Source organism: Alkalimonas mucilaginosa (assembly GCF_036327005.1).
In the GTDB taxonomy this organism is placed as follows: Bacteria; Pseudomonadota; Gammaproteobacteria; order Enterobacterales; family Alteromonadaceae; genus Alkalimonas; species Alkalimonas mucilaginosa.
Map to the genome: position 1 here is coordinate 380,411 of NZ_JAUGZK010000004.1, position 25,506 is coordinate 405,916.

The 25,506-nt window shown below is 52.0% G+C and carries 21 protein-coding genes; 11 read left to right on the top strand and 10 right to left on the bottom strand.

Annotation, left to right across the window (positions count from 1 at the left end):
• Window positions 1-11: 11 nt before the first annotated feature.
• From QWF21_RS08090 to rraB, 8 genes are all read left to right on the top strand, one after another.
• Window positions 12-773: a metallophosphoesterase gene (locus tag QWF21_RS08090; RefSeq protein WP_330087531.1), complete on the top strand. Its 762-nt coding sequence runs from the start codon at window positions 12-14 to the stop codon at window positions 771-773.
• Window positions 770-1,375, top strand: coding sequence for a YqiA/YcfP family alpha/beta fold hydrolase (locus tag QWF21_RS08095; RefSeq protein WP_330087532.1), 606 nt, complete (start codon window positions 770-772; stop codon window positions 1,373-1,375). Before QWF21_RS08090 ends, QWF21_RS08095 begins: the two co-directional genes overlap by 4 nt.
• Complete coding sequence (gene parE / locus QWF21_RS08100) at window positions 1,372-3,264, top strand: DNA topoisomerase IV subunit B (protein ID WP_330087533.1); 1,893 nt, start codon at window positions 1,372-1,374, stop codon at window positions 3,262-3,264. The genes QWF21_RS08095 and parE overlap by 4 nt, the downstream gene beginning before the upstream one ends.
• 130 nt (window positions 3,265-3,394) lie before the next feature.
• Complete coding sequence (locus tag QWF21_RS08105; protein WP_330087534.1) at window positions 3,395-3,607, top strand: hypothetical protein; 213 nt, start codon at window positions 3,395-3,397, stop codon at window positions 3,605-3,607.
• A gap of 115 nt (window positions 3,608-3,722) precedes the next feature.
• Complete coding sequence (locus tag QWF21_RS08110; RefSeq protein ID WP_330087535.1) at window positions 3,723-5,141, top strand: tetratricopeptide repeat protein; 1,419 nt, start codon at window positions 3,723-3,725, stop codon at window positions 5,139-5,141.
• On the top strand, window positions 5,138-7,420 hold the full coding sequence (parC, locus tag QWF21_RS08115; protein ID WP_330087536.1) for a DNA topoisomerase IV subunit A: 2,283 nt from the start codon (window positions 5,138-5,140) through the stop codon (window positions 7,418-7,420). The genes QWF21_RS08110 and parC overlap by 4 nt, the downstream gene beginning before the upstream one ends.
• 49 nt (window positions 7,421-7,469) lie before the next feature.
• Window positions 7,470-8,210, top strand: a complete 741-nt coding sequence (locus QWF21_RS08120; protein WP_330087537.1) for a 1-acylglycerol-3-phosphate O-acyltransferase — start codon at window positions 7,470-7,472, stop codon at window positions 8,208-8,210.
• Window positions 8,211-8,214: 4 nt separating this feature from the next.
• Entirely contained in the window at window positions 8,215-8,586 is a 372-nt protein-coding gene (gene rraB, locus QWF21_RS08125; RefSeq protein WP_330087538.1) for a ribonuclease E inhibitor RraB, read from the top strand.
• Between the two features lie 94 nt (window positions 8,587-8,680).
• On the opposite strand, the gene QWF21_RS08130 is transcribed toward rraB, so the two are convergent.
• The 3 genes from QWF21_RS08130 to QWF21_RS08140 form a co-directional block, all read right to left on the bottom strand.
• Entirely contained in the window at window positions 8,681-11,242 is a 2,562-nt protein-coding gene (locus tag QWF21_RS08130; RefSeq protein ID WP_407935273.1) for a glycoside hydrolase family 3 protein, read from the bottom strand.
• 9 nt (window positions 11,243-11,251) lie between these two features.
• A complete protein-coding gene (locus QWF21_RS08135; RefSeq protein ID WP_330087539.1) occupies window positions 11,252-12,511 on the bottom strand; it encodes a sugar MFS transporter in 1,260 nt (419 codons plus the stop codon).
• Window positions 12,512-12,809: 298 nt separating this feature from the next.
• Window positions 12,810-13,832, bottom strand: coding sequence for a GlxA family transcriptional regulator (locus tag QWF21_RS08140; protein ID WP_330087540.1), 1,023 nt, complete (start codon window positions 13,830-13,832; stop codon window positions 12,810-12,812).
• 102 nt (window positions 13,833-13,934) lie between these two features.
• Here QWF21_RS08140 and QWF21_RS08145 point away from each other — a divergent pair, with 102 nt between their 5' ends.
• Complete coding sequence (locus QWF21_RS08145) at window positions 13,935-14,108, top strand: hypothetical protein (RefSeq protein ID WP_330087541.1); 174 nt, start codon at window positions 13,935-13,937, stop codon at window positions 14,106-14,108.
• Between the two features lie 131 nt (window positions 14,109-14,239).
• Here QWF21_RS08145 and QWF21_RS08150 read toward each other — a convergent pair whose 3' ends face one another.
• Window positions 14,240-14,845 carry a class I SAM-dependent methyltransferase gene (locus QWF21_RS08150; protein WP_330087542.1) on the bottom strand — a complete coding sequence of 202 codons (606 nt, stop codon included), beginning with the start codon at window positions 14,843-14,845 and terminating at the stop codon, window positions 14,240-14,242.
• A gap of 464 nt (window positions 14,846-15,309) precedes the next feature.
• Between QWF21_RS08150 and QWF21_RS08155 the strand changes: the two genes are divergently transcribed.
• Both QWF21_RS08155 and QWF21_RS08160 read left to right on the top strand, forming a co-directional pair.
• Window positions 15,310-15,951 carry a peroxiredoxin gene (locus QWF21_RS08155; protein ID WP_330087543.1) on the top strand — a complete coding sequence of 214 codons (642 nt, stop codon included), beginning with the start codon at window positions 15,310-15,312 and terminating at the stop codon, window positions 15,949-15,951.
• A gap of 64 nt (window positions 15,952-16,015) precedes the next feature.
• The gene (locus QWF21_RS08160) at window positions 16,016-16,885 is read left to right on the top strand and encodes an MBL fold metallo-hydrolase (RefSeq protein ID WP_330087544.1); all 870 of its coding nucleotides are present in this window, start codon (window positions 16,016-16,018) and stop codon (window positions 16,883-16,885) included.
• 102 nt (window positions 16,886-16,987) lie between these two features.
• Here QWF21_RS08160 and QWF21_RS08165 read toward each other — a convergent pair whose 3' ends face one another.
• The 6 genes from QWF21_RS08165 to QWF21_RS08190 form a co-directional block, all read right to left on the bottom strand.
• A complete protein-coding gene (locus QWF21_RS08165; RefSeq protein ID WP_330087545.1) occupies window positions 16,988-18,718 on the bottom strand; it encodes a TIGR03545 family protein in 1,731 nt (576 codons plus the stop codon).
• A gap of 12 nt (window positions 18,719-18,730) precedes the next feature.
• On the bottom strand, window positions 18,731-19,222 hold the full coding sequence (locus tag QWF21_RS08170) for a TIGR03546 family protein (RefSeq protein ID WP_330087546.1): 492 nt from the start codon (window positions 19,220-19,222) through the stop codon (window positions 18,731-18,733).
• A gap of 141 nt (window positions 19,223-19,363) precedes the next feature.
• Window positions 19,364-20,758 (bottom strand): Na+/H+ antiporter NhaC family protein, encoded by a 1,395-nt coding sequence (locus QWF21_RS08175; protein ID WP_330087574.1) that lies wholly within the window; start codon window positions 20,756-20,758, stop codon window positions 19,364-19,366.
• Between the two features lie 403 nt (window positions 20,759-21,161).
• Window positions 21,162-23,144, bottom strand: coding sequence for a PhoX family protein (locus tag QWF21_RS08180; RefSeq protein ID WP_330087547.1), 1,983 nt, complete (start codon window positions 23,142-23,144; stop codon window positions 21,162-21,164).
• A 163-nt stretch (window positions 23,145-23,307) separates the two neighbouring features.
• Window positions 23,308-24,345, bottom strand: coding sequence for a hypothetical protein (locus QWF21_RS08185; RefSeq protein WP_330087548.1), 1,038 nt, complete (start codon window positions 24,343-24,345; stop codon window positions 23,308-23,310).
• Window positions 24,342-25,394: a hypothetical protein gene (locus QWF21_RS08190; protein WP_330087549.1), complete on the bottom strand. Its 1,053-nt coding sequence runs from the start codon at window positions 25,392-25,394 to the stop codon at window positions 24,342-24,344. The genes QWF21_RS08185 and QWF21_RS08190 overlap by 4 nt, the downstream gene beginning before the upstream one ends.
• Window positions 25,395-25,506: the final 112 nt, after the last annotated feature.

Sequence of the window (25,506 nt, forward strand, 5' to 3'; positions counted from 1 at the left end):
TCAGGAGCCCCATGCTGAGTTACCATTTTCCGCACCAGACCAGGTTCCGGCTGGTACAATTGACCGATTGCCATTTGCTGGCCCGGTGCGATGCGCTGTACCAGGGGGTGCAGCCTTATCAACAACTGGCAGCTGTGCTGCACCAACTGGCAGATAACTGGCCGGATGCTGTGCTGTTAACCGGTGATCTAAGCCAGGATCACAGTCTGGCATCCTATCAACTGCTGAATACTTTGTTTCAGCAGGTACCGGTGCCTGTGTTCTGGTTACCCGGCAATCATGATGATGGTCAGCCGCTCGGTGAATTGCTGGCTGCACCACCTTTTTTACCCCATAAAAGTTTGTACGCAGCAGGCTGGCAGCTGGTGCTGCTGGATAGTACCGGTCCCACCCCGGCAGGCTATTTTCCGCGTGAACGCCGGGTTGAATTGGCCGCCCAGCTTGATACACACCCGGCACCTTGCTGGCTATTTGCCCATCACCATCCCTGGCCGATAGGCAGTTCAATTGATCGCCATGGCTGGCAGGATGCGGCACCTTTTTGGCAGTTGTTGCAGCAATATCCGCAAGTACGCGGTCTTGCCCATGGCCATTGTCATCATGCCTACCGTCGTCGTCGGCAGGGGATTGAGTTGGTAGGCTGCCCGGCTACCTCCGTGCAGTTTCAGCAAACGGCCGATTGGCAGACAGACATGCAGGGGCCGCAATGGTGTGAATGGTATTTTCATCAGGACGGCACCATTCAACTCGATTTTAAAAGGATCATGTCATGAGTTTGGTACTCTACCTGCATGGCTTTGCCAGCTCTTCGCAGTCGCACAAAGCGTTGCAAACGCGGGCTTATTTTCAGCAGCATCACCCTGAGGTTGAGTTGTTGGTGCCGGATTTACCCTACACGCCGCTTGAAGCCTTAGCGGAAGTCAGCCAGGTGCTCGCCGGGCGTGTTCCAACGGCTGTGATTGGCAGTTCCTTAGGTGGTTTTTTGGCCACCTGGCTGGCTGAACAGCATGATTGTCGTGCCTGTTTAATCAACCCGGCGGTAGCGCCATACCGATTGCTGCGTCACCATTTAGGCCGCTACTACCATCCGGTACGTCAATGCCATTACGAAGTATCGGAGCAGGCAATCGAGCTGCTGCAACAACTGGAGCCGCCAGAGCTTGCCAAGCCGTCAAATTATCTGGTACTACTGCAAAGTGGCGATGAAGTGTTGGATTACCGCCAGGCGGTGCATTTTTACCAGCACTGCCAGTTGGATGTGCAACAAGGTGGTGACCACAGTTATCAGAACTATCTGCAGCAATTGCCCGCTATAGTGCGCTTTTGTTTGCAAACCGATGAATTTTGTACAGAACAGGTAATGTTTCAACCATGACAGTTCAAAGTTATAACGCCGATTCGATTGAAGTCCTTACCGGGCTGGAACCCGTGCAACGCCGTCCAGGCATGTATACCGATACCTCCAGGCCCAACCATCTGGCACAGGAAGTTATTGATAACAGTGTTGATGAAGCCCTGGCTGGACATGCCAGCCAAATCAAGGTGATCTTGCATCCAGACCAGTCTTTGGAAGTGGTGGATAATGGTCGGGGGATGCCGGTAGATATTCATCCCGAAGAAGGGGTGTCTGGCGTAGAACTGATTTTTTGCCGGTTGCATGCCGGTGGCAAATTTTCCAATAAAAATTATCAGTTTTCCGGTGGCTTACATGGCGTTGGGATCTCGGTGGTCAATGCTTTATCCAGCCGGGTGGATGTCACTGTGCGGCGCGATGGGCAGGTTTATGAGATGGCGTTTGCAGAAGGCGCTAAAACCAGGGAGTTAACAGTCACAGGTACCGTAGGAAAGCGCAATACCGGCACCCGGGTCCACTTTTGGCCCAACGCCGGTTATTTTGACTCGGCCAGGTTTTCTGTACCCCGTTTACTGCATGTGTTAAAAGCCAAAGCTGTCCTTTGTCCTGGCCTTAGCATTGAGTTTGACGATAAGGTCAACAACCAAAGTCACAGCTGGTGTTATCAGGACGGTATTCGTGATTATCTGGCCGAAGCAGTGAAAGACTTTGTTGCTTTGCCGGAGCAGCCTTTTGTCGGCAATTTCAACAGCACGCAGGAAGCTGTCGAGTGGGCCATGCTTTGGTTGCCTGAAGGTGGCGAGCTGGTGACCGAAAGTTACGTCAACCTGATTCCAACCGCTCAGGGGGGGACCCATGTGAATGGCCTGCGGCAAGGGGTGCTGGAAGCGCTGCGTGATTTTTGTGAGTTTCGTAACCTGCTGCCTCGCGGTATTAAGTTGTCACCGGAAGATGTCTGGGATCGCTGCAGCTATATTCTGTCGCTGAAAATGCAGGATCCGCAGTTTGCCGGCCAGACCAAAGAGCGGTTGTCATCACGCCAGGCATCCGCTTTTGTCTCTGGCATCGTTAAAGATGCGTTCAGTCTGTGGCTAAATGAGCACACTGAGATTGCTGAAGCTCTGGCTGAGCTTTGCATTAGCAATGCACAAAAGCGGCTGAAGGCTGCAAAGAAAGTGGTGCGCAAAAAGGTGACCTCCGGCCCGGCTTTGCCTGGCAAGCTGGCGGATTGTTCGGCGCAGGATCTGCAGCGGGCCGAGCTGTTTCTGGTAGAAGGGGACTCGGCCGGCGGCTCGGCCAAACAGGCCCGCGATCGAGAGTTTCAGGCAGTAATGCCGCTGCGTGGTAAAATTCTGAATACCTGGGAAGTTGAATCCGGCCAAATTCTGGCTTCACAGGAAGTGCATGATATTTCAGTGGCCATTGGGATGGATCCGGACTCCACTGATTTATCGGCACTGCGCTACGGTAAAATCTGCATTCTGGCCGATGCGGACTCCGATGGTCTGCACATTGCTACCTTGCTGTGTGCGCTTTTTATGCGCCATTTTCCCGCTCTGGTGGAAGCTGGCCATGTTTATGTTGCTATGCCGCCATTGTATCGGATTGATATTGGTAAGGATGTGTATTATGCACTGGATGAAGATGAAAAAAATGGCATCCTGGACCGCATTGAAGCCGAAAAGAAAAAAGGCAAGGTCAATGTACAGCGCTTTAAGGGGCTGGGGGAAATGAACCCATTGCAGTTGCGCGAAACCACCATGGACCCAAATACTCGTCGGCTGGTGCAGCTTACCATTGACGATCAGTTGCAAACCATGGAACTGATGGATATGTTGCTGGCCAAAAAACGCTCTACGGATCGCCGGCAATGGTTGGAGCAAAAGGGTGATAAAGCCATTATTGCTTAATATAACAGTGCTTTAGCTGTAAGTTGCGAGTTTGACTGTTTGCTTATAGGCTGCTTATTTGCACCGGGTTGCAACCTGTGCTAGGTTGGCTGTGCTGAGTTCTTTTTACACTCATTCAAGGGAAATGCACATGAAACTAACCTTAAAGAAGACCCGTTTGGTTAACTTATCGCAGGAAGACAAGGGATTGCCACAAGAGCTTACCGCCCAGGTTGGTGCTGGTGGTGGTGCTCGCTATCTATCGAATGGCTGCACATATAATTGCATTACCAGACGTTGTGAAAGGCTGCAGCAATTCACGGTGGATGAAGACCCGGAAGCACCATTTACCGAGATGCCATAAATATTGACAGGCTGGCGCTGATACCTCGTTAATGCTGGCCCTGATTCGCTTCTCTTTGCTTGATGCAATGATAGAGGTATACTGCCAAAAATGTTAATTATCAGCCAGGGTTGCGATGAAAGACATCAGGCAGCTGTTTCTGTTGATCAGTATGGGTTTGTGGAGTCTGTCGCTTCAGGCTAGCCAGGCTGTGCCTTTGGGAGCTCCGGCCTGGTTGCAACAGGTGATTGAGCAAAAACGAATTCAGCCCGAAACCATGCTTGTGTTGCTGCAGCAGCATGAAGATCAGATCCCGACGTTACCGTTGCAAATCCAGCGCAGTGCTTATCTTCAGTTTGCCAGCATTTATGGCATGCTTGGGGAGCATCAGCAGCAGCTGAACTATGCTCGTAAGGGGCTGGCACTGGATGATCGCATTGATGCCGTGCGCATACAGTTGATGTTTAATCTTGGTTTTGCCACCGAAATACAAGACAATTACCTGCAGGCTCAGCAATATTACCAACAGGGAACACAACTGGCTGAACAGCTGGGACTTGCATCCCTGCGTTTCAAAGGCCTTATGAATCAGGCTGCCATTTTACGCGCCCAGGATCATTATCAGGAAGCTTTATCCTTGTTGCAACAGGTCTACCAGCAAAGCTCTGAGTTGGATGATCCAGAAATTGAGGCTGAAATTCATGCTGAATTAGGGCTGCTGTACGCCACTGTTTTTGAAGATGAAGCGGTGGCCTTTTTGGAGCAAGCTTATGGCATGTTTAAAGCTATGGGCTGGCGTACCAGTAAGATCGCTGTGCTCTACAACCTGGCCCAAACATACAGCGCTTTAGAGCAGTACGAACAAGCTTTTAGCACCTACCAGCGGATACTGACCGTTAGCCAGCAATACGACGATCAGCTCAATCTGTATTATGCGTATCTTGGTTTGGCTATAACCAGCTATGAAACCGGTCGTTTTAATTCTGCATTAACCTACATCCAAAAAGCTGAAGAATTTATGCAGCAGCTGCAATCGCCGATGCGGCACGTTATGCATTTTTATGAAAAAGCCACTATTTACAGTGGTCTAGAGCAGTATTCGCAAGCGTTGCAGCAACTGCTGTTGTCAGAGCAGTTATTGCAGGAGTTGGATCATGTAGAAAGTGCTGTCATGTTACTGAATATTCAATTTATGCAGGCGGAAGTTCGGGCCAGCCTGGGGCAATACGAGCAGGCCTATGCGTTGTTACAGGATTTCTTGTCTTTATTTCGTGAACGTTTCACGCAGGAAAGCCAGGCTGCACTCAATAGTTTGCGGCTGAACTTTGAGTATGAACGCGAACAGTCTGAGCGTGCCTTGCTGTTAAAAGATAATGAGCTGCAGGCACTTCGGTTGCAGGAAGCAGAACGTAAACGCCTTATTCAATGGTTATGGACAGCCGTTTTTGCCATCACCAGTTTGGTCCTGATGATCCTTTTGCTATGGCAGCGCAAGTTGCGTCATAGCGCCGAAACTTTGCAGTCACACCATCAAGAGGAAACGAAGTCGCTATGACCGACACCATCATTTCTGCAGATGGCGTAGAGCAGCTGTCGCTGCGACGCTTTACGGAAGATGCTTATCTCAATTATTCCATGTACGTCATTATGGATCGTGCATTGCCACACATTGGTGATGGTTTAAAACCAGTACAGCGTCGTATCGTCTATGCCATGTCAGAGCTTGGCTTGAGCCATATTGCCAAGTACAAAAAGTCCGCCCGAACGGTGGGGGATGTGCTGGGTAAATTCCACCCGCACGGTGATTCAGCCTGCTACGAAGCCATGGTGTTGATGGCGCAGCCGTTTTCGTACCGCTATCCGTTAGTGGATGGTCAGGGCAACTGGGGGGCACCGGATGATCCTAAGTCCTTTGCGGCCATGCGTTATACCGAGTCGCGTTTATCCCGCTTTAGCGAGGTGCTGTTATCGGAGCTTGGGGCTGGCACAGTCGACTGGACACCCAACTTTGATGGTACCCTGGACGAGCCGAAGGTGTTGCCGGCTCGCCTACCGCACATCTTATTGAATGGCATTACCGGCATTGCGGTGGGGATGGCCACCGATATTCCGCCGCACAATGCGCGGGAAGTTGCCCATGCCTGCGCTTTATTGTTGGATCAGCCGGATAGCTCTATTGCCGATCTCATGCAGCATATACAAGGACCGGACTATCCAACCGATGCCGAAATCATCAGCAGCAAAGACGATATTGTTGCGATGTACCAAAGTGGCCGTGGTAGCATCCGCATGCGCGCCCGTTATGTACTGGAGGATGGCGATGTGGTGATTACCGCACTGCCGCATCAGACGTCTGGCGCCAAAATACTGGAGCAAATTGCTGCCCAGATGCAGGCAAAAAAACTGCCAATGGTGACCGATCTGCGTGATGAATCTGATCACGAAAACCCGACCCGCATTGTGGTGATACCACGCTCTAACCGGGTAGATATAGAGCAACTGATGCAGCACCTGTTTGCCACCACCGATCTGGAGAAAAGCTACCGGGTCAATCTGAATATGCTGGGGCTGGATAACCGGCCTGGTGTGCGGGATCTGAAAGCAATTTTGAGCGACTGGCTGCTGTTTCGCCGTGATGTAGTGCGTCGTCGTTTGCAGTACCGGCTGGATAAAGTGCTGGATCGGCTGCATGTGCTGGAAGGTTTGTTGATTGCCTTTTTGAACATTGATGAAGTGATAGCCATTATCCGTGAGCACGATAAACCTAAACCAGTGCTGATGGAACGCTTTGGCTTGTCGGATCGTCAGGCAGAGGCGGTGCTCGAGTTAAAGTTACGGCATTTAGCCCGGCTGGAAGAAATGAAAATCCGTGGCGAGCAGGATGAGCTGGCTAAAGAGCGCGACAAACTGCAAGGCATTTTGGGCTCGAATGCCAAATTAACGAAACTGATCCGGACGGAAATCTTAGAAGCCGCCGAAAAGTATGGTGATGACAGGCGCAGCCCTATTGTAGCCAGGGCAGAAGCAAAGGCACTGTCAGAAAAAGAACTGTTACCCAGTGAGCCGGTCACGGTTGTATTGTCGGAGAAAGGCTGGGTACGCTGTGCCAAAGGCCATGATGTGGATGGTACTACGCTTAGTTATAAGGCCGGTGATGCCTTTAAATCGGCCGCTAGCGGCAAGAGCAACCAGCATGCCGCCTTTTTAGACAGCTCTGGCCGTAGCTTCTCGGTAGAAGCGCATGAGCTGCCATCAGCCCGCGGCCAGGGAGAACCCTTATCTGGTCGCTTCAACCTGGTAGCCGGTGAGGCCTTTGAGCATGTATTTATGGCCAAAGATGAGCAGTTGCTGTTGTTTGCCTCCGATGCCGGCTATGGTTTTGTCGGCCGCTTTGATGACATGCTTACCCGTAACAAATCTGGCAAGGCGCTGCTAAGCCTGCCGACCGGTAGCCGTGTGTTGCCGCCGGTGCCGATTCGACAGCCGGAATCGGACCTGGTGGTCTGTGTGTCCACTGAAGGGCGTATGCTGGTATTTCCGGTGCAGGATTTACCGCAGCTCAGTAAAGGTAAAGGCAACAAAATGCTCTCAATTCCGACCGCTAAAGTAGCCAGCCGGGAAGAGTACGTGCGCTTGATGACGGTGATCCCGGTCGATGGTGGTGTGGTGCTAACCGCCGGTAAGCGCAAACTGAGTTTAAAAGCAGCTGATCTGGAGCACTACCGCGGTGAACGGGGGCGGCGGGGGAATAAGTTGCCTCGTGGTTTGCAGCGTATCGAGCAGATGGAGCAACTGCAGGGCGCAGCGGCCGGCAGTGATCAAACCAGCCTGTGACAGGCAAGCGGCTATACTGTGCCTCTTATGATGAACTAGGGATTTGCTTGTGATAGCTGTTGTGCGTTTACTGCTGGTATTGGTGTTTATTGTTGTGAGCACAGTGGTTGGTTTGGTGGTCTGTATTTTCAGACCTTTTCATGCCAATAATGTAGTGTTATTTGGTCGTTGGTACGCCTGGTGTGGTCGCATTTTCGGTGTTGAAGTAGAGGTCAGGCGTCATCCGGCAGTGCCTGAAGCGCATCCATGTGTGTACACTGCTAACCACCAAAACAATTACGATCTGTTTCTGATGCCTAAGGCATTACTGCATCGTACGGTCACTATTGGGAAAAAAAGCCTGCGACTGATCCCCTTTTTTGGTCAGCTGTACTGGTTAAGCGGTAATATTTTGCTGGATAGAGACAACCGTAGCCGGGCGGTTGGGACCATGCAGGGGGCCGTTGATCGTATTCGCAATGAGCAGCTGTCGGTCTGGATGTTTCCGGAAGGCACCCGCAGTTATGGTCGTGGCCTGTTGCCTTTTAAAACGGGTGCTTTTCATATTGCTCAGCAAGCTGGAGTGCCGGTAGTTCCAATCTGCATGAGCTCTACCGCGCATATTAAGTTAAATCGTTGGCGTAATGGTAAAGTGATTATCGCCATGCTGGAACCTGTTGCTGTGACAGAAAGCACAAACATTCGTACGCTGACCAAGCAAGTACATCAAATTATGGCTGACAAGCTGGCCGAGCTTGATAGCGAGCTGAGCAGCGACTACACTGCCCAAAGTCTCACTGCGCGGAATTAACTTTATGGAAAACTGGCAAGAATTTACCGAAGAAACCATTGCTGCATTGCTGGAAGATGGCAGCGATCCGGATGCACTTTACACCATTGAACACCATTTTTATCACGCCGACTTTAAGAAATTGGAACAATTGGCGGTAGAGGTGTTTAAATTAGGGTTTGAAGTGACCGATGCTGAAGAAATTGAACTGGATGATGGTAGCCTCGCCTGGGTGTTTGATGCGATTCGTGAGCAATCACTGGACGCCGATGCTATTACTGCCGATGCGCTTCGGCTGGAGAAAGTAGCCGCAGAGCATGGTATTGAATACGATGGCTGGGGTACCTACTTTGAAGATGAAGATGGCTACGAGCTGGAGGAAGACGACGATTTTTAATCGTTTGCTCATTGCCTGCATTGGCTGTGGGAAAGTATAAGTTTACAAGCAGTGCTCATGCAGAAAAATCAATGTCTGCATGAGCAACGGCACTTCACGGGCAACTTATGTAATCCGCTGTTTGTTGCTGAGCGACAATCCGCACATCAGCCAGACTGAGCGTTAAGGCACCCTTGGTTTCCAGATACATCGCAGAAAATACTTGCTGCAAGGTGAGGCCCTGCTGTTGCAGGCATTGCAGTGGTATTGCCAGTTGAGTCCATTCGCCTTCTGCAACCGCATTCAGCGCTTTGGCAATATTGACGGCGCCCTGGCAGTCGGTGTTGCAGTGCATACCTAGCCAGACCTCATCCGGCACCGCTCCCTGACGTTTTAATTCAACCACCAGTTGGCTATTGGTCTCGCCATAGCCGCGTAAATCACGTGGGAAGGCACTGATAAAGCTAAAACGCGCCATCTGGCCACCGGCAAACACAAAGCGGCGGGCATCTTCTTGCACCTGTCGGTCAAAGGTGCGGCTGGATAGGCCTGGGAGTTCCTGTACACTGCTGGTCACCGCAGCACTCTGCTCACCGCTGTGAATAAAGAGTTGCCATGGGCTGCGCGGGGCCCGCTCAAACACCACCAGATCGCTTAGAGCTTCATCCTGCACAATGTCAACCGGCAGATTATCGCTGAGTACGTCGGCATCGCCGTAGCGCAGGCCGAAGCCATATGGTAGTAGCGGCTGGTAATCAGCATCAAAGCGATTGACGACGGCTTGCTGCGGCGTGGCTGGCCAGGAGAAGGTCAAACGACCATGAAAGTCGTGCTGCACAGCGCCATGAGCATCCTGCAGAATCACGTCTGCTACCCCTTCGCCTTCGCTGCCAGGCAGCCAGATGGCGACAAAGGCATCGGACGCATTCAGCTCCGGGTTAACCCACATGGGTCTACCACTGATAAAGAGCGACACCACCGGAATGCCTTCTGCCTGTAGCTGCTGCAACAGGGCCAAATCGGTTTTATTGCCACGCTGATACTCCAGGTTATCGATATCACCATTGCCTTCGGCGTAAGGCTCTTCCCCAAAGACTACAATGGCAACATCGGGTCGTTGTTGATAACTGCCATCAAGGCTTAGCTCGACGGAGCCACCGGCTGCTGCCACCTGACGGGCAATACCGCCATAAATGGAGGTGCCGCCCGGGAAATCTGCATTGGTATTGCCGGTGCCTTGCCAACTGATGCTCCAGCCACCGGATTGCTGGCCAATATTATCGGCGCCAGGGCCGGTTACCAGCAGATGCTGGCGTGGATCTAATGGCAACAGCTGATGGTGGTTTTTCAACAGCACCAGCGACTGGCGTACGGCCTCACGTGCTACTTCCCGGTGCTCTGCTGCGCCGATCAGTTCCAGCCGTCCAGCCAGAGGCCGTTGGGCCGGGCTTGGCTTGTCAAACAGTCCTGCGCGCTTTTTCACCCGCAAAATTCGCCGCACTGCATCGTCAATCCTGCTCATTGGGATCACGCCGTTTTCCACTTGCTCGATCAGGTTGTAGTACAGCGGTTTCCAGGCATCGGTTGGTACCATGTAGATATCAAGGCCTGCTAATGCTGCTTGCGGACAGTCTGCGTTGCTACAGCCCGGAATTTGGCCATGGCCGTTCCAGTCACCCACTACCAGACCATCAAAGCCCATGCGATCTTTTAACACCTGCGTCAGCAGGTAATGATCGCCGTGAATTTTTTTACCATTCCAGCTGTTAAAGGTCGCCATCACAGTCTGGGCACCGGCCGATAAACCGCCGACATAGCCTTGCGCATGGATCTCGAACAGCTCCCGCTCAGATATTTCGGCATCACCCTGGTCAATGCCGTTGGTGGTACCACCGTCACCAACAAAGTGTTTGACGGTGCTGATCACCCGCCGATCGCCAAGAAAGTCCGCATCAGCCGCGCCTTGCAAACCTGTAACAATGGCCGCTGAATAGCTGCGGACAATCTCCGGATCTTCCGAGTAGCTTTCATAGGTGCGGCCCCAGCGTGGATCCCGTGCTACTGCGACCGTTGGTGCAAACACCCAGTCGATGCCGGTGGCCATGACTTCGCGGGCCGTGACTTCGGCAATACGTTCAATCAAGGCTGGGTTGTTGGCCGCACCAAGGCCGATGTTGTGCGGGAAAATAGTGGCGCCAATCACATTGTTGTGGCCATGCACGGCGTCGGTGCCCCACATAGTGGGGATGCGAATGCCATTGATGGAGTCGTCCATGGAAGCCTGGTACATGGCTTCAGCCAGGGCTATCCAGTCTTCCGGGGTCGCGTATTTATTGTCGTTGGGAAAGGCGCCACCACCATTTAAAAAGGAGCCAAAGCCATAATGGCGCATGTCTTCAACGGTGATATCGCGTATTTCCGGTTGGATCATTTGGGCAATTTTTTGCGGCAGGGTCATTTGTGCCAACAGCGCATCAATGGCTTGCTCCATGGCGGGATCCTGGGTGACTGGACTTTTTATGACCGGCCAGATGGACACATCGCCTGTTGGCACAGCACTAACATCGCTACTGGATTGTTGCTGGCTGCAGCCCGTCAGGGCCAGCAGGCTGGCCGTTGCAAGTGCCATTGGTAACCTCCGCTTCAGACCCGGCAGGGCAGTGAATTGAAAAATCATGCTAGCTCCTTAGGATTGTTCGGCAGTCGATTGGGGGATACAGCCTTTTAAGCCGTAATAGGCGATGTAGATATAACAAAGCAGTGGCAGCAGGAAAGCCTGCTGTACACCAAAGGTGTCGGCCAGCACACCTTGCAACAACGGCAGTACGGCACCACCCACAATGGCCAGACACAGAATACCTGAACCCTGGCTGGTGTGCTGTTTCAGGCCATGGATAGCCAGGCTAAAAATGGTCGGGAACATAATGGAGTTGCACAGACCCACCAGCAGTAAAGACCACATGGCCAACTTACCTTCGCTTAAAATGGTGATCGCCAGCAGCAGCACGGCGCAAACAGCATTAAAAGCCAGCGCCTTGCCAGCATTAATTTTCTGCATGGCGGCAGCACCAATAAAGCGGCCCAGCATGGCACCGCCAAAATACCAGGCAATGTAGTGAGCGGCTTGCGCTTCGGTCATGCCGCCAATCTGTGGCATGGTGAGATAGCTGACTAAAAAGCTGCCGATGCCGACTTCAGCGCCGACATAGACAAAGATGCCGATGGCTCCGAGCACCAAATGGCGATACTGCCAGGCAGAGCCCTGCAGGTGCACCGGATTGCTGCGATCTTTCTGGCCAAGCTTTGGGAGCTTGATCCAGGCAAAAATAATGGCCAACACAATCAGGGTAGCTGCCAGCAGCAGATAAGGCAGCTTGACCGAGGTTTCCGAGACCTGTGCATCGGCCGAGACATCCATGCCAGAGAAAATCAACCAGGCACCAAAGAAAGGGGCAACAGTAGTGCCTAATGAATTAAAAGCCTGGGTCATAGTCAGTCGTGACGAAGCCGTTTCAGGCCTCCCCAACACACTAACATAGGGGTTGGCGGCTACCTGCAGGATGGTAATGCCGGATGCCAGCACAAAGAGGGCAAATAGAAACAGCCCATACACCTGAATGGACGCGGCCGGATAGAATAACAAACAGCCTGCGCCTGCAACCAACAGGCCAGTAACAATACCCGACTGATAGCCAATACGCCCCACCAGCATGCCTGCTGGCACCGATACCACAAAATAGGCCCCAAAAAAGCAAAATTGTACCAACATGGCCTGGGTGTAGCTGAGATCAAACAACAGCTGCAAGTATGGGATTAAAATATCATTGAGGCAGGTAATAAAGCCCCAGATAAAGAATAAAGATGTGAGTGATGTCAGTGCAAAACGCAGATTTCCTGGTTGTTTTGCCTGCTCAGCTTCGGTCATTATCACCGGTGCTGTCGCCATAAGTTCCCCCTGTCTGGATCATAATAGTTCCCGCTGGCAATGGCATGCTGTGGGAATGCTTTACGGCCTTATTGTTCTATGCAGCTTGCAGCTGAAAGCATTTGACGCTGTTCGAATGACCGATTAGTTTGAATGTAAGCGCTTTCATTTATAGCATAACTCTGGCTGATGGCAATGTTTTTTGTCGGTTTTTTAGCTGCCACTTAGCAGTCCCATGCTTTGCTATGAAGCGGGATTCTTGTGCAAGCCTGACAAGCTAGGTTGGTTTTTCGCAGATACTGAACATGTGAGAGGAGCTCTAGCTGGCATCCTGTGGACAACAGTTCCAGTTCGGTTCAAGCAGAAACTTTTGCCGGTACTGGCTTGGCGTCAGCTCCGTGTACTGCAAAAATAACTTTCGGAACGAGCTCACGTCTTCGTAGCCAACTTGCAGTACTACCTGCTCAATTGGCATCCGGCTGGTTTCCAGCAGGCGCTTTGCCTGCTCTATGCGCAAACGTTGCAAGTAGTTTAACGGGGTGTCTTGCAGTTCTGCTTTAAAGCGGCGCAGCAAGGTACGCTTGGTCAGATGCAGCTGATCGGCCAGTTGCTGTAATGAGAAAGGTTCGGCCAAATTGGCCAGCAAATAGCGCCGGGCTTGTTTCATCAGTGGATCCAACGCCGGATTGGCGGGTAGTAGGTCGGCATCCATGTAAGGCAGTTGCGAGCTGCGGTTGGGATCGGTCAGCATCAGTTTCGCCATTTGGCGGGCAAATTGCTCCCCGGCCAGTTTTTCAGTCAGAGCCAGGCATAAATTGTGGTGTGAGGTGGTGGCACCAGCGGTCAGCAGTTGCTGATCCAGCACCAGCACTTTATTCAGTTGCAGATGGACCTGTGGGAACATGCTTTGAAACACATCTTTAAAAAACCAGCTGCTGGTGGCTTGTCGGTGATTGAGCAAACCGCTGCCGGCCAGTGCATAAGTGCCGGTGCAACTGGCGGCAAGGATAGCTCCCTGTTCCAACAAGGCTGGCAGCTTCGGATAGTAACAGCTGGATTGTTCGACCAGTTGCTGCAGGCCTTTGGCATCGTATGCATAACCCGGTGTAAAAACAGCGGCATCGGCCTGGCTCCAGTCATGGGGCTGCACGGCTAATTGCAGACCATGGCGCAGTTGCAGTGGCTTGGCGTCGGGGCTGACCACATAGGCATGAAACAGCTGTTGTTGGCTTTCTGGCTGTAAAAAGCGCCAGAGTGCATTACTAAACTCAAAATAATCCAGCAAGGTCAGCACATCGCTGGCGATGCTGTTGGGATGAGCGAGAATCGCGATGGTTTTCATCAGTTGTCACTATCGACCTTATTTTTATCAATAGTGACACTGCTCTTTCAATTGTGCAAGTTTTACACTGGGCTCCGTATTCATTGTGACTGTGGAGCAATCATGAACAACCAACATCGTGCCCTGATAAGTGTGCTGTTACTTGGTATCAGCTGGTCGGCTATTTTCTGGATCAACTTTACCGCCAGCTTGCCAATTGCAACCCAACTGGTCGCCTTGCCGGTGCTGTTAGTAACTACGGCCTTGCCGGCTGCCCGGGTTTTCTCTTATGATTAAAGCGTGTAGTGAGTTGCTGTATTATTTAACCGATGGTTCCTGAGCCAGATTTCGGCCAGCAAAAGAAGAGCTGCCTTGCCGAAAGCTAAAGTAAAATCACAACCAGAGTTTTCCATTCAGATTCAACTGTTTCAGGATTTAACGGCAACAACCTGACTTACCGCTGCTAAACCGGTATGTCCTGTCCCTTCATTCACGTGGCGCTCACAGGCCTCTAAATGTGATATCGCCAGACCAGCAAGTTGCTCATTCAGAGTACAGAGGCTATACAGCATCTTGATATCCTGAGGGCCACCGGTTTTAAAGCGTAACTGGTCAGGCCGGTAAAACTCGCCAATAAAAAGGCCACCAGGCCGCAGTGCCGTTTTTATTTGCGCAAATACCCGATCCCGGATGATTTCTGGTAGATGCATAAAAATTGCGACGATAAGATCCCACTTGTCATGAGCAAGTATATAGTCTGCCAAATCAGCATGCTGCCAGCTCACCTTTACACCCGCTTTGTCTGCTAGTTTGCGACCTTTATCCAGTGCCACCACAGAGATATCGACGGCGGTAACGTTATGGCCTAATTGCGCCAGATACACAGCATTTCGTCCTTCCCCTTCGGCTAAACACAGGATGTGAGAATTTGGCTTTATTCTCGCTACCTGACTGACCAAAAAATCATTTGGTTTTTCACCATACACATAGTCTTCCTGAGCATAACGCTCATCCCAAAACGTAGAACCGTACATTGCTTACCTCATTTTTGGTTACTAAAGAAGTTTGTGCACTCCACATCATACGTTCTGAAATGCCCTGTCACATAATGTTAGCGCCCCCTAAATGTTATGGTGTCTGAAAATGATTTGCAGGTGTTTTGCCTGCGACATTTTGTCGCATTTACTTGGGGCAAGGAGGACACCAACCTAGCTTGTTTAGCTTTTTGAACCAAATTAATGGTGTGGCTCTCTAACCTGGCCACTAAGTCATTTAAGTTTAAGTTATTAATCTAAAAATGATTTTATCTGCGTCGTGTTGCATGGTATCGCTCCTACGCACCCGACCATGCTCCAGTGTTATGAAATAAATCTCTAATTAATCGATAAATACGATGAGCCTAATCCAAAACAATTATTTCCATTGGTTATAAGTATAGTCTAATTTGCTATAAGCAACTTTGCTAAAGTACTCTTAACAACCAATCGAGGAATACAAAATGTCTGAACAAAACGTGACTTTCCCACAACTAAACAAACCGGCTCCAGCTTTTAATGCAAAAACCACTTTTGGTATGAAGAGCCTGGAAGACTACAAAGGTAAATGGTTGGTGCTGTTCTCACATCCAGCTGATTTTACGCCAGTTTGTACCACTGAGTTTATGGGGTTTGCCACCCGCGCTGACCAGTTTGCTACGTTAAACTGTGAGCTGTTAGGCCTGTCAATCGATAGCGTCCACTCACACATTGCTTGGGCGCGCAGCATTGAAGAAAACTTTGGTGTGAAAATTACCTTCCCCATCATCGCCGATTTATCGATGGAAGTGGCTAAAGCCTACGGCATGATCCAGCCAGGTGCCAGCGATACTGCTGCGGTACGTGCCACTTTTATTATCGACCCGGACGGAATTCTACGGGCGATGGTGTACTACCCCATGAGTAATGGTCGTAGCATCGACGAATTTGTGCGGGTATTAAAAGCCCTGCAAACCAGTGATGAGCACAAAGTAGCCACACCGGAAAACTGGCAGCCAGGTGAGGATGTGATTGTACCACCACCGGCTACCATGGCCGATGCTGAAGTCCGTAAAGATCAAGGCTATCAATACACGGATTGGTATTTTAGCAAGAAGTCCCTGTAAGTTATCGCCGATATCATCCAAGAGCTGTATTGCAGCTCTTGCTTTCACTTCGATAGGAGGGGGTATGGATCCTTTTACACACGTCAAAGCTTTTTTAGACAGCGACAGTGAAACCTTTAGCTATGTGGTTGCCGATGTAACCTCTGGTTCAGCTGTTATTATCGATCCAGTGCTGGATTTTGATTATAAATCGGGACGGACTTCAACGAAAAGTGCTGAGGAAATTTTGGCTTATGTTGAGCAAAAAACCTTTAAGGTAGAATGGGTTCTGGAAACTCATGCTCATGCCGACCACTTATCTGCCGCGCCGTTTTTTAAAGAAAAGCTCGGTGCCAAAATTGGGATTGGCGAACATATCCAGCAAGTACAAGGCATTTTTAAGCAGATTTTTAACTTAGAAAAAGAGTTTTTGCCTAATGGTGCGCAATTTGATCGCTTATTCAAAGATGGCGAAGCGCTCAAGGTTGGAAGCTTGTCGATCAGGGTGATGCATACCCCTGGCCATACACCAGCAGATCTGGCTTATATCGTGAATGGGAAGATGGCCTTCGTTGGCGATACCTTATTTATGCCAGATGTTGGTACCGCACGCTGTGATTTCCCGGGAGGAAGTGCTAAAACCCTATATCAGTCGATCAGAAAATTGCTGTCTTTACCATCTGAGACGGAAATTTATATCTGCCATGATTATCCAACCCAAGGTAGGGGACATGAATACAAAACCACAGTTGCCGAACAACTTGAACATAATATTCATGTGAACAGCGAAGTTTCAGAAGAGGCTTTTGTGCAAAAACGCGAAGCTCGCGATAAAACCTTGGCAATGCCGAGGCTGATTTTGCCCTCCATTCAGGTCAATATCCGGGCTGGACAGTTACCGCCAAAAGAAGCGAATGGTCAGATTTATTTGAAAGTGCCAATCAACATGTTGTAACGGCACCCAGAGAAATAGTATGACTTATATTTTCTTGGTGCCGAGCTAATTGGATTTAGCCCCGATAACTGCACCTTGTCAGCCATCGGGGCCTGTTGTTGATTAACCGCCAATCCGGTCGCGTAAGCGGTCTCGCACCCTGTCCCGTACGTCGCCAAGCTGTGCTTGCAGCAAGGATTCAATCTGCTGGCTCATTTGCTCGGTGCTGGCTTGTTCGCGGTCCAAAAGGCTTTGCAGGGCTTGCTGGTCGCCGGCGGTATCCGGCAGTTTGGCATTGAATTTACTGCGTAAATCCTGCTCGAAACCGGCAAAGCGGGCCTGGGCTTCGCCCATTACCGCATCTGCCACAATGCGATCCAGCGGTGAGCTGACCCGCACATTGGGCCGGGTCACTGTGCCGTCGGCGCGCAGCTGAAACGGGATTTCTGCTTGCTGGTTTAACAGCTGGGTAAGCTGCTGCACATAACGGTTATCGCCACTGTTAAAGCGAGGGCCTTGCAAAGCCACTGTAGCTTGCTGGCTGAGTGCAGTACCGCTTAGGTTTAATCCGCCGCCAGAATTGAGCAAGGCGTGCTCCAGGCCAAACCGGGTAGCGCCTTCGCCAAATACCCGCTCGGCCAGTTGCAGGCCCTGCAGCTGCCAGTTTACTTCCGATTGCAGCTGGTCGAAGATGGCAAAGTTGCCATCCAGACGGAATTGCTGCAGCATCGGCAGTTGCTGTACATCCAGCACAAAGCGGGTGGCGGCATCGATAATCTGGTGCTGCGCAGTGATGTCCTGCACCCGCAGCTCGGCACTGCCGCCGCCAATCAGCATGCTGATGCTGGCATTTTTAATCCAGAAGTTTGGATAGGGCTGCTGTTTCAGCGGCAGTATCCGACCCGGTAACTCCATCGGCTCGGGCTGCTCTTCCAGCCGTGATCCTTCCGGCAGGTAGGGGGCGACCAACTGATAAACGGTATAAAGCTGCTGCAAACGCTCTGTCCACAAATCGCCTAATAGCAACTGGCTGATACCCGCCAGGCCGCCATCGGCCAGATTGGCGTAGGACTGCACTTGCTGCCAGTCGGCCTGAGTCGCTTGCTGAAAATCACGCACCGCGCTTTGCAGTTGCTCGCGGCTTTGTAGCAGAGCGGTTTTCACCTGCTCAACTTTGGCTTTGTCTTGCTCCAGCTCGTCTTTTAACCTCCGCAGTTGTTCGGTTTTGGCAGCCAAATCGGCCGCATCGCGGATATCGCCATCGATCAGGGCTTTAATTTGCTGCTCCAGCTCGTGCAGTCGATCGCTATCTGGCAGTTGTTCGCGCAATTGCCGCACTTGTTGCTGTTCGCTTTGTGCCAGCTGTTTGAGTGCTTCGCCTTTGGCGACGGAGGTTAAATTGGCCCGGGCCAGCAGTTCATCGGCATCTGGCAGCTCAATGGCAAACAGGCTGGCAAAATCGAAGCCAGAGTCTTCGCTTTCGGCCAGCTCACCACGAAACACCTTACCGGGGCGACGGCGCTCGCTGCCATAGGCCAGTTGCTCGACCGACAAATCGCTGATCACATAATAGCCAAGCAGGGCAGGCCAAAGTTCCAACTCGGCGTTGGCACGGCCAAAGCTGACCAGGTTCTGCTCCGGGGCTTTGGCATCCGTGACCTGGAGGTCGTCGATGGTTAAGGATAGTGGAAAGAGCCCGAGCGAGACTTTGCGGATATTTACTTCAGCTCCAGCCGCTTTTTCCAGGCTGTACACCATACCAAAACGAATGGCGGTGCCAGCAAACACATAAATCAATAAAAACAGAGCACCAAGAATGCTTAAAAAAATCAACCAACCTGATTTACGGATCATCGCAGCGCTCCTTTAATTCATCTTTTGATACAGCTGTGCCAGCTTACTGGCTTTTAGCAACTGCACCACCTTCCATTTGCTGAGGTGTGGCATTAGTACATGGCGGTACTTCAGCACCAGCCGGGTGCTGCCCCAGGCGATTGGCCAAAGCAGAATCAGGCTGAGCAAAAAGCCGCCCAGCGTCAGGCTGTGGTGTAAATGCAGCAGTTGCAGGGTTTCGCTGTTACTCAGTAACGACAGCAACCACTCTTGTTGGCCAAAGCTCCAGCCCAGTTGCTCCAGCCGACCAGCCAGCAGCCACAATAAGGCTTTGCTAAAGCCCCACACCAATAGAAAGGTGGAGAGGTTGACAGTAAACAAGCAGGCAATCAGCAGGAGCAACAGGGTAAGCAAACCGAACGGCAACAGGCCGGCACAAAGGCCCAGCGCCACTGCCCAGCCAATTTGCCAGGGTGAGGCCTCCGAGTTCAGTACTTTGAGGATGCGCGCTAGTATGGTAAGCATAGATTCTTCCTTAAACGATGCGGTGTTGTAAGCTTATCACAAATACCGTAGCTTGCAGCCCAAGCGCTATGACAATTCTATGATAGTACAGTGATTTTATGAAGTGGCAGCCAGCAGCTCGTTCTGCTGGCTGCCAGGCGCTTAAAACATTCCCAGCGCAATAAAGCCAAAGAATGCCAGGATGGCAGCCATCAAAGCGTAGGGGAATTGTGTCAGGGCGTGGCTCATCAGATCACAACCGGAGCCCTGTGCGGCCAGTACCGTGGAGTCGCTGTAGAAACAGGCCTGGCTACCGAACGAACTGGCCGAGAGCAGCGCACCAATCACCAATGGAATATTGGCATCCACTGCCAGCGCAATGGGCATCACGATAGGAATGGAAACGGCAAAAATACCCCAGGACGAGCCAGTGGCGAATGCCAGCAGCGCCATGGCGACAAACACCAGTGCCGGCAGCATTTCGGCCGACATATAAGGCGCCAGGTTTTCAATCACGTACAGCGGCAAGCCCAGTTGATCGCAGACATCTTTAAAGGTAAAGGCGGCTATCACGGTGCAAATGGCCGGCAGCATGGTCTTAAAGCCGTGGATCATCTGATCCATCATTTCGTTAAAGGGCATCAGGCGCTGCGCCATATAAAGTGGCAGGGTCAGCACAAAAGTCAGGATCAGCGCCGGCCAGATCTCGGCTTCAAACCAGATACTAAAGCCAACCAGCATTGCCATCGGCAGCACAAAGTTGATCAGCTTGCCGTGCTTGCGATCGGCATGTTCAAACTCTTCTTCCATCGCCTGCATGGCAAAATCATCGCCGGTATGAGTATCCTGCTGTGGTGCATCCTGCTGAATGGCACCACCGCGGGCGGCCAGTTCGGCTTTTTTCATTGGGCCAAGCAAAGGCACCACACCTAAGATCACCAGTGGCACCATGATCATCGCCAGCCAGGCATACAGCATGTAAGGAATGGCCGAGATGTAGGTCATAATACCGTTCGGATCGCTGTCAGGAGCCACGCCATTGGCTACCAGCAAGCCACCAAAGAACACCGCCCAGGTCGAAATCGGCACGATGACGCACATCGGCGCAGCGGTGGAGTCCACCACATAGGCCAGCATTTCGCGTGAGACTTTGAATTTATCGGTGATGCGCTTCATGGTTTCACCGACGGTCAGTGCATTGAGGTAATCGTCGATAAAGATCAGCATGCCAAGGAAGTAGGTCATCAGTAGCGAAGGCTTGCGGCCCTGGGCATACTGCTGGGCAACCCGGCCAAAGGCAAAGGCGCCACCGGTATGCACCAACAAAGCGATTAGTGCACCAAAGCCGCCGACCACCAGGATCAGCCAGCCAATGGTTTCATCCTGCATCACCCGCTCGGTGGTTTCGGCAAAATTAAACAGACTTTCACTGGGGGAAATAAGCAGTAAACCAGCCACCGCGCCCATAATCAGCGCAAAAATAGGCCGTTTTAGCCAAATCGCAACAATCAATACCACCAGCGGTGGCAGTAAACTAATGGCGCTGGGTTCAACCACAGCTGCTTCTATGGCAGCGGCCAGGGGATCAACAACCTCTTCTAACGCTTCTGCAGTGGTTTCTATGGACATAGGACGTCTCTCAATTTGATTCCGGCGGCCGGAAAAAGATCGAAAAAACCGTGAACTGGGGATGCAGGATCCAGAGCACGGAATGAAACCTTGCTCTTTCCAGTCGCGGGCTTTGAGAAACAACTCAATTCTCATGAAATAACCGGACTATCCTGCCAAGATCCGGTGTGAACTGCAACGAGTTGCCGGAAAAAGATGCAGCGCAAGTACAAGCTGGCACAGGCCATTTTTTGCGCGGCAATCATAGCAAAAAAAAGCCGGCTGACAAGTGAAAATTTCTTGCCAGATCCGGCCGGGTGGAAGGGCGTTAAACAGCTGTTCTGACAGCGCTTTAAGTGCCGATAATGCCACCATCCTCTTTGGTAATGATCACCGTGGCGGATCGGGGGCGGTTGGTGCGCCGATCCGGCCAGGTGCTGCTAAAGCTGTAAGGGCCAGAGCCTTCGCCCGGGTGCTGGATATTGACAAACATGGTCTTGCAGTCCGGCGTCATCACCACACCAGTCACTTCGCAATCGACCGGGCCAACCAAAAAGCGCTTGATGGTGTGGGTATTCACGTCAGCCGCCAGCATGGCGTTGTTGCCAAAAGGGCCACTGCGCATCTGCGCGCCGGCCATATCGGTTTGGATCCACAGCAAGCCATTCGGATCGAACCAAAGGCCATCGGGGGAGGCATGATGGTTTTGCTCGGTCAGCATCAACTGGTGCTGCGGGGTGTAGGTAAAGGCATCGCCCGAGAGCAGGAAAATATCCCAGTCAAATCGCTGACTGGTGCCTTCACGCCAGCGGATGATATGGCCACTGTGGTTGTTGGCACGCGGGTTGGCGGCATCCGGGCTATGACGGCGGCTGTTGTTGGTCAGGGTAAAGTAGACTTCATTGGTGACCGGATGCACCGCGCCCCATTCTGGCCGGTCCATCTTGGTGGCACCCATAATATCGGCCGCCAGCCGGGTATTCAGTAACACATCAGCCTGGCTATCAAAAGCATGGCCGGCGGCCCTGGCTTTGGCCTGAAAATCGGCATCGTTCAAGTCGAGCGGCAACCAGTCCCCACTGCCATCTTCGTTATAGCGGGCCACGTACAAAGTGCCTTCGTCCAGCAAGTGTGGTCCCGCAGTGGCCGGATGGTACGGCTTGGCCGAAACGAACTTGTAAATGTATTCAAAACGGGCATCGTCACCCGAATAAGCCACCAGCGGTTTGCCGCTTTCTGGTTTGGCGAAAATCAATCCTTCATGGGCGAAGCGGCCCATGGCGGTGTGTTTCACCGGCGTGCTGTCTGGCTTGAAGGGGTCGATTTCGACAATCCAGCCAAAATTATTCGGCTCGTTGCGGTAATCGTCGCTGGCTTTGTCGGCAAAAGGGGTGGCGTTAAAGCGGCTGATGGCATCGTCGCTGCGCCCGGCGGTTTCCCAATGCAAAATGCTGTGTTCATCGGCAATGCTGTAGCGGCGATGCTCGCGCGGCATGGCTTGCTGATGATTGACAAACAGCAGCGCCCAGTTTTCTTCGCAGGTTAGGTAGGTGCCCCAAGGGGTGACACCATGAGCACAGTTATTCAGGGTGCCTCGGGTGCGTGTGCCATCCGGGCTGTATTTGGTGACTACTTTGGCATGGCCACGCACCGGGCCGGTTAATTCCATCGGCGTATGGCCGGTAATGCGCCGGTTCAGCGGGCTATCCTGCAGTAATTGCCAGTTGCCATCGGCCTGTTTTTTGATGTGCGCTACGGAGACGCCGTGCGCAGCCAGCTCTTTGTGCACTTCTTCTTTATCGCGCGGGATCCCTTTGCCGCCAAAGGCGTGCAGAATGTTGGGGTCGACGTACTCGTGGTTCATCACCAACAAGCCTTCGTCCGAACTTTGGCCGCCTTGTTTTAAATCAATGGGGAAAAAGTGCATGCCATCGTGGTGCATGCCGACTTGTTTGGCTTGTTCGGCTGCGCTGTGGCTGGCATCGGCCCGGTAGGCCGGCGCATCGGTCGTCAGTGGCGTGCCCCATGGCAAAAACACCTGTGTGCGGTAACCAGCGGGCACGGTGACGGTATCAAAACGATTGATCGGGATGGCATCAAAACCAAGCAAGCCGGCTGGTTGCTGCAGCAGGGCCGGAGCTGCACTTTGGTTGCTGCAGCCGAGCAAGCCTTGGCCCAAAAAGCCGGATACAGCCAGCGCCACACTGCCTTGTAAAAAGCGACGTCGGTTCAGGCGCTTATCCAGCACTTCGGAAAAATCAGAGTTGGCTGAAAAGTTTGCCACTGGCTCTTCGCCGGATAAGTCAAATGGTTGGTGCTTGGATGGCTTGGTCATAACTCACTACCTGTCTTTATTAACTGCAGGGCATCGCAGTCTGCGGCTGCGCTCAAAGCCTCGAATAATAAGGGCAGTGTATGACATTGTGATGACAATTGCAGCTTACCGCTCCGGTAAATGCATGGACACTCAGCAACTATAAGGTAGTGACGCTTGCTTGCTACTGTGCCAGTTGTTGCAACAGCCGTAGTCGTTGCTGTTCCTGTTCATCCGGTTGGTAGGGCGCGTTGCTTAGTTGGTGCAGCGAAAAAGGCTCCAATTGATACTCTGGCTCGGTCGAATCACCGTAGCGGGTGGGCTCACCTGGCGCTGGCGATAGTCGCTCCAGTTGGAAAGTGGTCAGCCAGAACGATTCGTTGGTATCGGGCAGTACCGAACGGTGAGCTCTTAGCAGCAAGGTATTGCTGCCTGATTGCAGCGCTGCTCTGGCGGTTAACACTGCTATCGGCTGACGCTTGGCATCGAACAGGTTGGCTCTTAGCCGGTAATGTCCGGCCAGCTCTGCATTCAATTGCACTGGGATCACCATATCAGCTCCTTCACCATAGCTGTTTGCAATGCCGGTGATCTGCGCGACCGGTGCGCTGATTTCAAAGCCGGTTCGCAGCAGCAGTGGTTCGCTGCCTGTCTGTAACTGAACCTCTGCCGTGACAGGACCATCCCAGTTTTGTTGGTTTGCTAATTGCAACCGGAAACCATGGTGAGTGGGCTGCATGACTTGCTCGATCAGCAGCTCACCTGTCCACTCATGCCGCAAACGAAGCGTAGCAGTCTGGGCACTGAACCCCTGTAAGTGCAGCTGGATCTCGATGGGCTCCGGGTAGAGAAAGCGGTATTGGCTGGGAAGCAGACTGGCACTGGCACCATGTTTTAGCGGCACAGGCTGGGCGATAAACCGATTAGGTGCCAGCAACTGACTGTCATCGGGGGTGAGCGGACGTGAATAAGCCGGAATACTGATTTCACTGGCATAAGCACTGGCCAACCATTGCATCTGATGTTGGATTGGCTGCTGTCTTGTTTCTGAGCTAGTGACCAAGGAGCCTGCTTGCTGCTCTGTTGCTGGCAGGCTTTGCTCAGTCAGACTAGTGGCTGTAGTCGCCGATACTTGTGGCGCAATAGCTGCGGTTGGCCATAGCCACCATGCTAATAACAGGCAGCTGAGGGTTCCAACTGCCAGTAACAGAGCTTTGTTCAATCCAGTAATTCCTGATATACCAGCTCGGACATACTGAACTGATCCGAGCCACGCACCACCCGATAAGTGGAGCGGAAAATCCACCAGCCTGCGCTGATATCGTCACTGCCAAAGCCGTAATCGGTTTGATCGGTCAAATTAACCGAAGCTCTGGCCAGAGTCACCTGGCCCCGCTGCCGGTCGGTCAGGATACCATTGTGGCTGTAGTTATCACTCATTAGCATCGGGTAGTGGTAGGGCATAAAGCTGGTTACCGCTTTACTCTGCGCAGAAAGTTTGCCATCAAAACCTACCTGGCCGCTGCAGCTGTTAAAAGCGGCCACGGTGGAAGCGCCACAACTGGAATGGCTGGCAACAACGCCATCATCGGTCCCGGGCAGGAACAAACCCGTGGTACCAAAGTAATCATTGCTTGCCGCGACCATGCGGATCCTGGGAATACGGGCATCGGGAAAGGCTGCCAACTGCCGGGCTGTATTCACCCGTAAATCATTCAACACGCCCAGATTGGCTGGAGAAGGGGTTTCGCCCAGCCAAAGCGACACAGCAAAGCGTAAGGCGGCATCGATCCAACTGCTGCCTGTAGCCACGTTTATAGCCAGATCACCTAACTCGGAACCACCACCTGCACCAGCAAAGTCCAGGGTCGCCACTATATTTAAAGGTTCCAGGCCGGCGTTTTCAAGCCATAACGCCTGGTTATCCAGTAGATAGCGCATAACCAGATCACCGGTGGAGTGTGTAATAAAAATGCAGCCGTTTTGACAGGTGCCTTGCCGTGACAACTGTTGCAAGACAGGCCAGGCATAATCGCTGACAATACGGCCAGTGATGCGCTCATGCGATGGCCAATCAATACGGGCACTGGCTTTGGGTAGCCAGTAATCTTGCCAGTAATGGCTGCCATCTTGCTCCACTTCAAAGCGATTGGGACGAGTGGCAAGCTGAGCCGGCTGAAAGCCATGCACTAATACAATGGGGTAATCTGAGGCATGGCTGTTTGAAAAAAGACTGCCAGTTGTCAGCAGCAGTGCGAGCATCTTTTTCATATCGTCCCCTTTAGCTGAAATACGGAGCCAAGCGTCCATGCCAGCTGGTTTGATGTCATACCAGTTGAGCAAGCAAGAATAACACAAGCAATGGTTAAAATACCAGCAGAAA

What these genes read in the sequence shown, in the direction of transcription:
- QWF21_RS08090 (WP_330087531.1), top strand. Translation starts at nt 12, where the DNA reads ATGCTGAGTTACCATTTTCCGCACCAGACCAGGTTCCGGCTGGTACAA.
- QWF21_RS08095 (WP_330087532.1), top strand. Translation starts at nt 770, where the DNA reads ATGAGTTTGGTACTCTACCTGCATGGCTTTGCCAGCTCTTCGCAGTCG.
- parE (WP_330087533.1), top strand. Translation starts at nt 1,372, where the DNA reads ATGACAGTTCAAAGTTATAACGCCGATTCGATTGAAGTCCTTACCGGG.
- QWF21_RS08105 (WP_330087534.1), top strand. Translation starts at nt 3,395, where the DNA reads ATGAAACTAACCTTAAAGAAGACCCGTTTGGTTAACTTATCGCAGGAA.
- QWF21_RS08110 (WP_330087535.1), top strand. Translation starts at nt 3,723, where the DNA reads ATGAAAGACATCAGGCAGCTGTTTCTGTTGATCAGTATGGGTTTGTGG.
- parC (WP_330087536.1), top strand. Translation starts at nt 5,138, where the DNA reads ATGACCGACACCATCATTTCTGCAGATGGCGTAGAGCAGCTGTCGCTG.
- rraB (WP_330087538.1), top strand. Translation starts at nt 8,215, where the DNA reads ATGGAAAACTGGCAAGAATTTACCGAAGAAACCATTGCTGCATTGCTG.
- QWF21_RS08130 (WP_407935273.1), bottom strand. Translation starts at nt 11,242, where the DNA reads ATGATTTTTCAATTCACTGCCCTGCCGGGTCTGAAGCGGAGGTTACCA.
- QWF21_RS08135 (WP_330087539.1), bottom strand. Translation starts at nt 12,511, where the DNA reads ATGGCGACAGCACCGGTGATAATGACCGAAGCTGAGCAGGCAAAACAA.
- QWF21_RS08140 (WP_330087540.1), bottom strand. Translation starts at nt 13,832, where the DNA reads ATGAAAACCATCGCGATTCTCGCTCATCCCAACAGCATCGCCAGCGAT.
- QWF21_RS08145 (WP_330087541.1), top strand. Translation starts at nt 13,935, where the DNA reads ATGAACAACCAACATCGTGCCCTGATAAGTGTGCTGTTACTTGGTATC.
- QWF21_RS08150 (WP_330087542.1), bottom strand. Translation starts at nt 14,845, where the DNA reads ATGTACGGTTCTACGTTTTGGGATGAGCGTTATGCTCAGGAAGACTAT.
- QWF21_RS08155 (WP_330087543.1), top strand. Translation starts at nt 15,310, where the DNA reads ATGTCTGAACAAAACGTGACTTTCCCACAACTAAACAAACCGGCTCCA.
- QWF21_RS08160 (WP_330087544.1), top strand. Translation starts at nt 16,016, where the DNA reads ATGGATCCTTTTACACACGTCAAAGCTTTTTTAGACAGCGACAGTGAA.
- QWF21_RS08165 (WP_330087545.1), bottom strand. Translation starts at nt 18,718, where the DNA reads ATGATCCGTAAATCAGGTTGGTTGATTTTTTTAAGCATTCTTGGTGCT.
- QWF21_RS08170 (WP_330087546.1), bottom strand. Translation starts at nt 19,222, where the DNA reads ATGCTTACCATACTAGCGCGCATCCTCAAAGTACTGAACTCGGAGGCC.
- QWF21_RS08180 (WP_330087547.1), bottom strand. Translation starts at nt 23,144, where the DNA reads ATGACCAAGCCATCCAAGCACCAACCATTTGACTTATCCGGCGAAGAG.
- QWF21_RS08190 (WP_330087549.1), bottom strand. Translation starts at nt 25,394, where the DNA reads ATGAAAAAGATGCTCGCACTGCTGCTGACAACTGGCAGTCTTTTTTCA.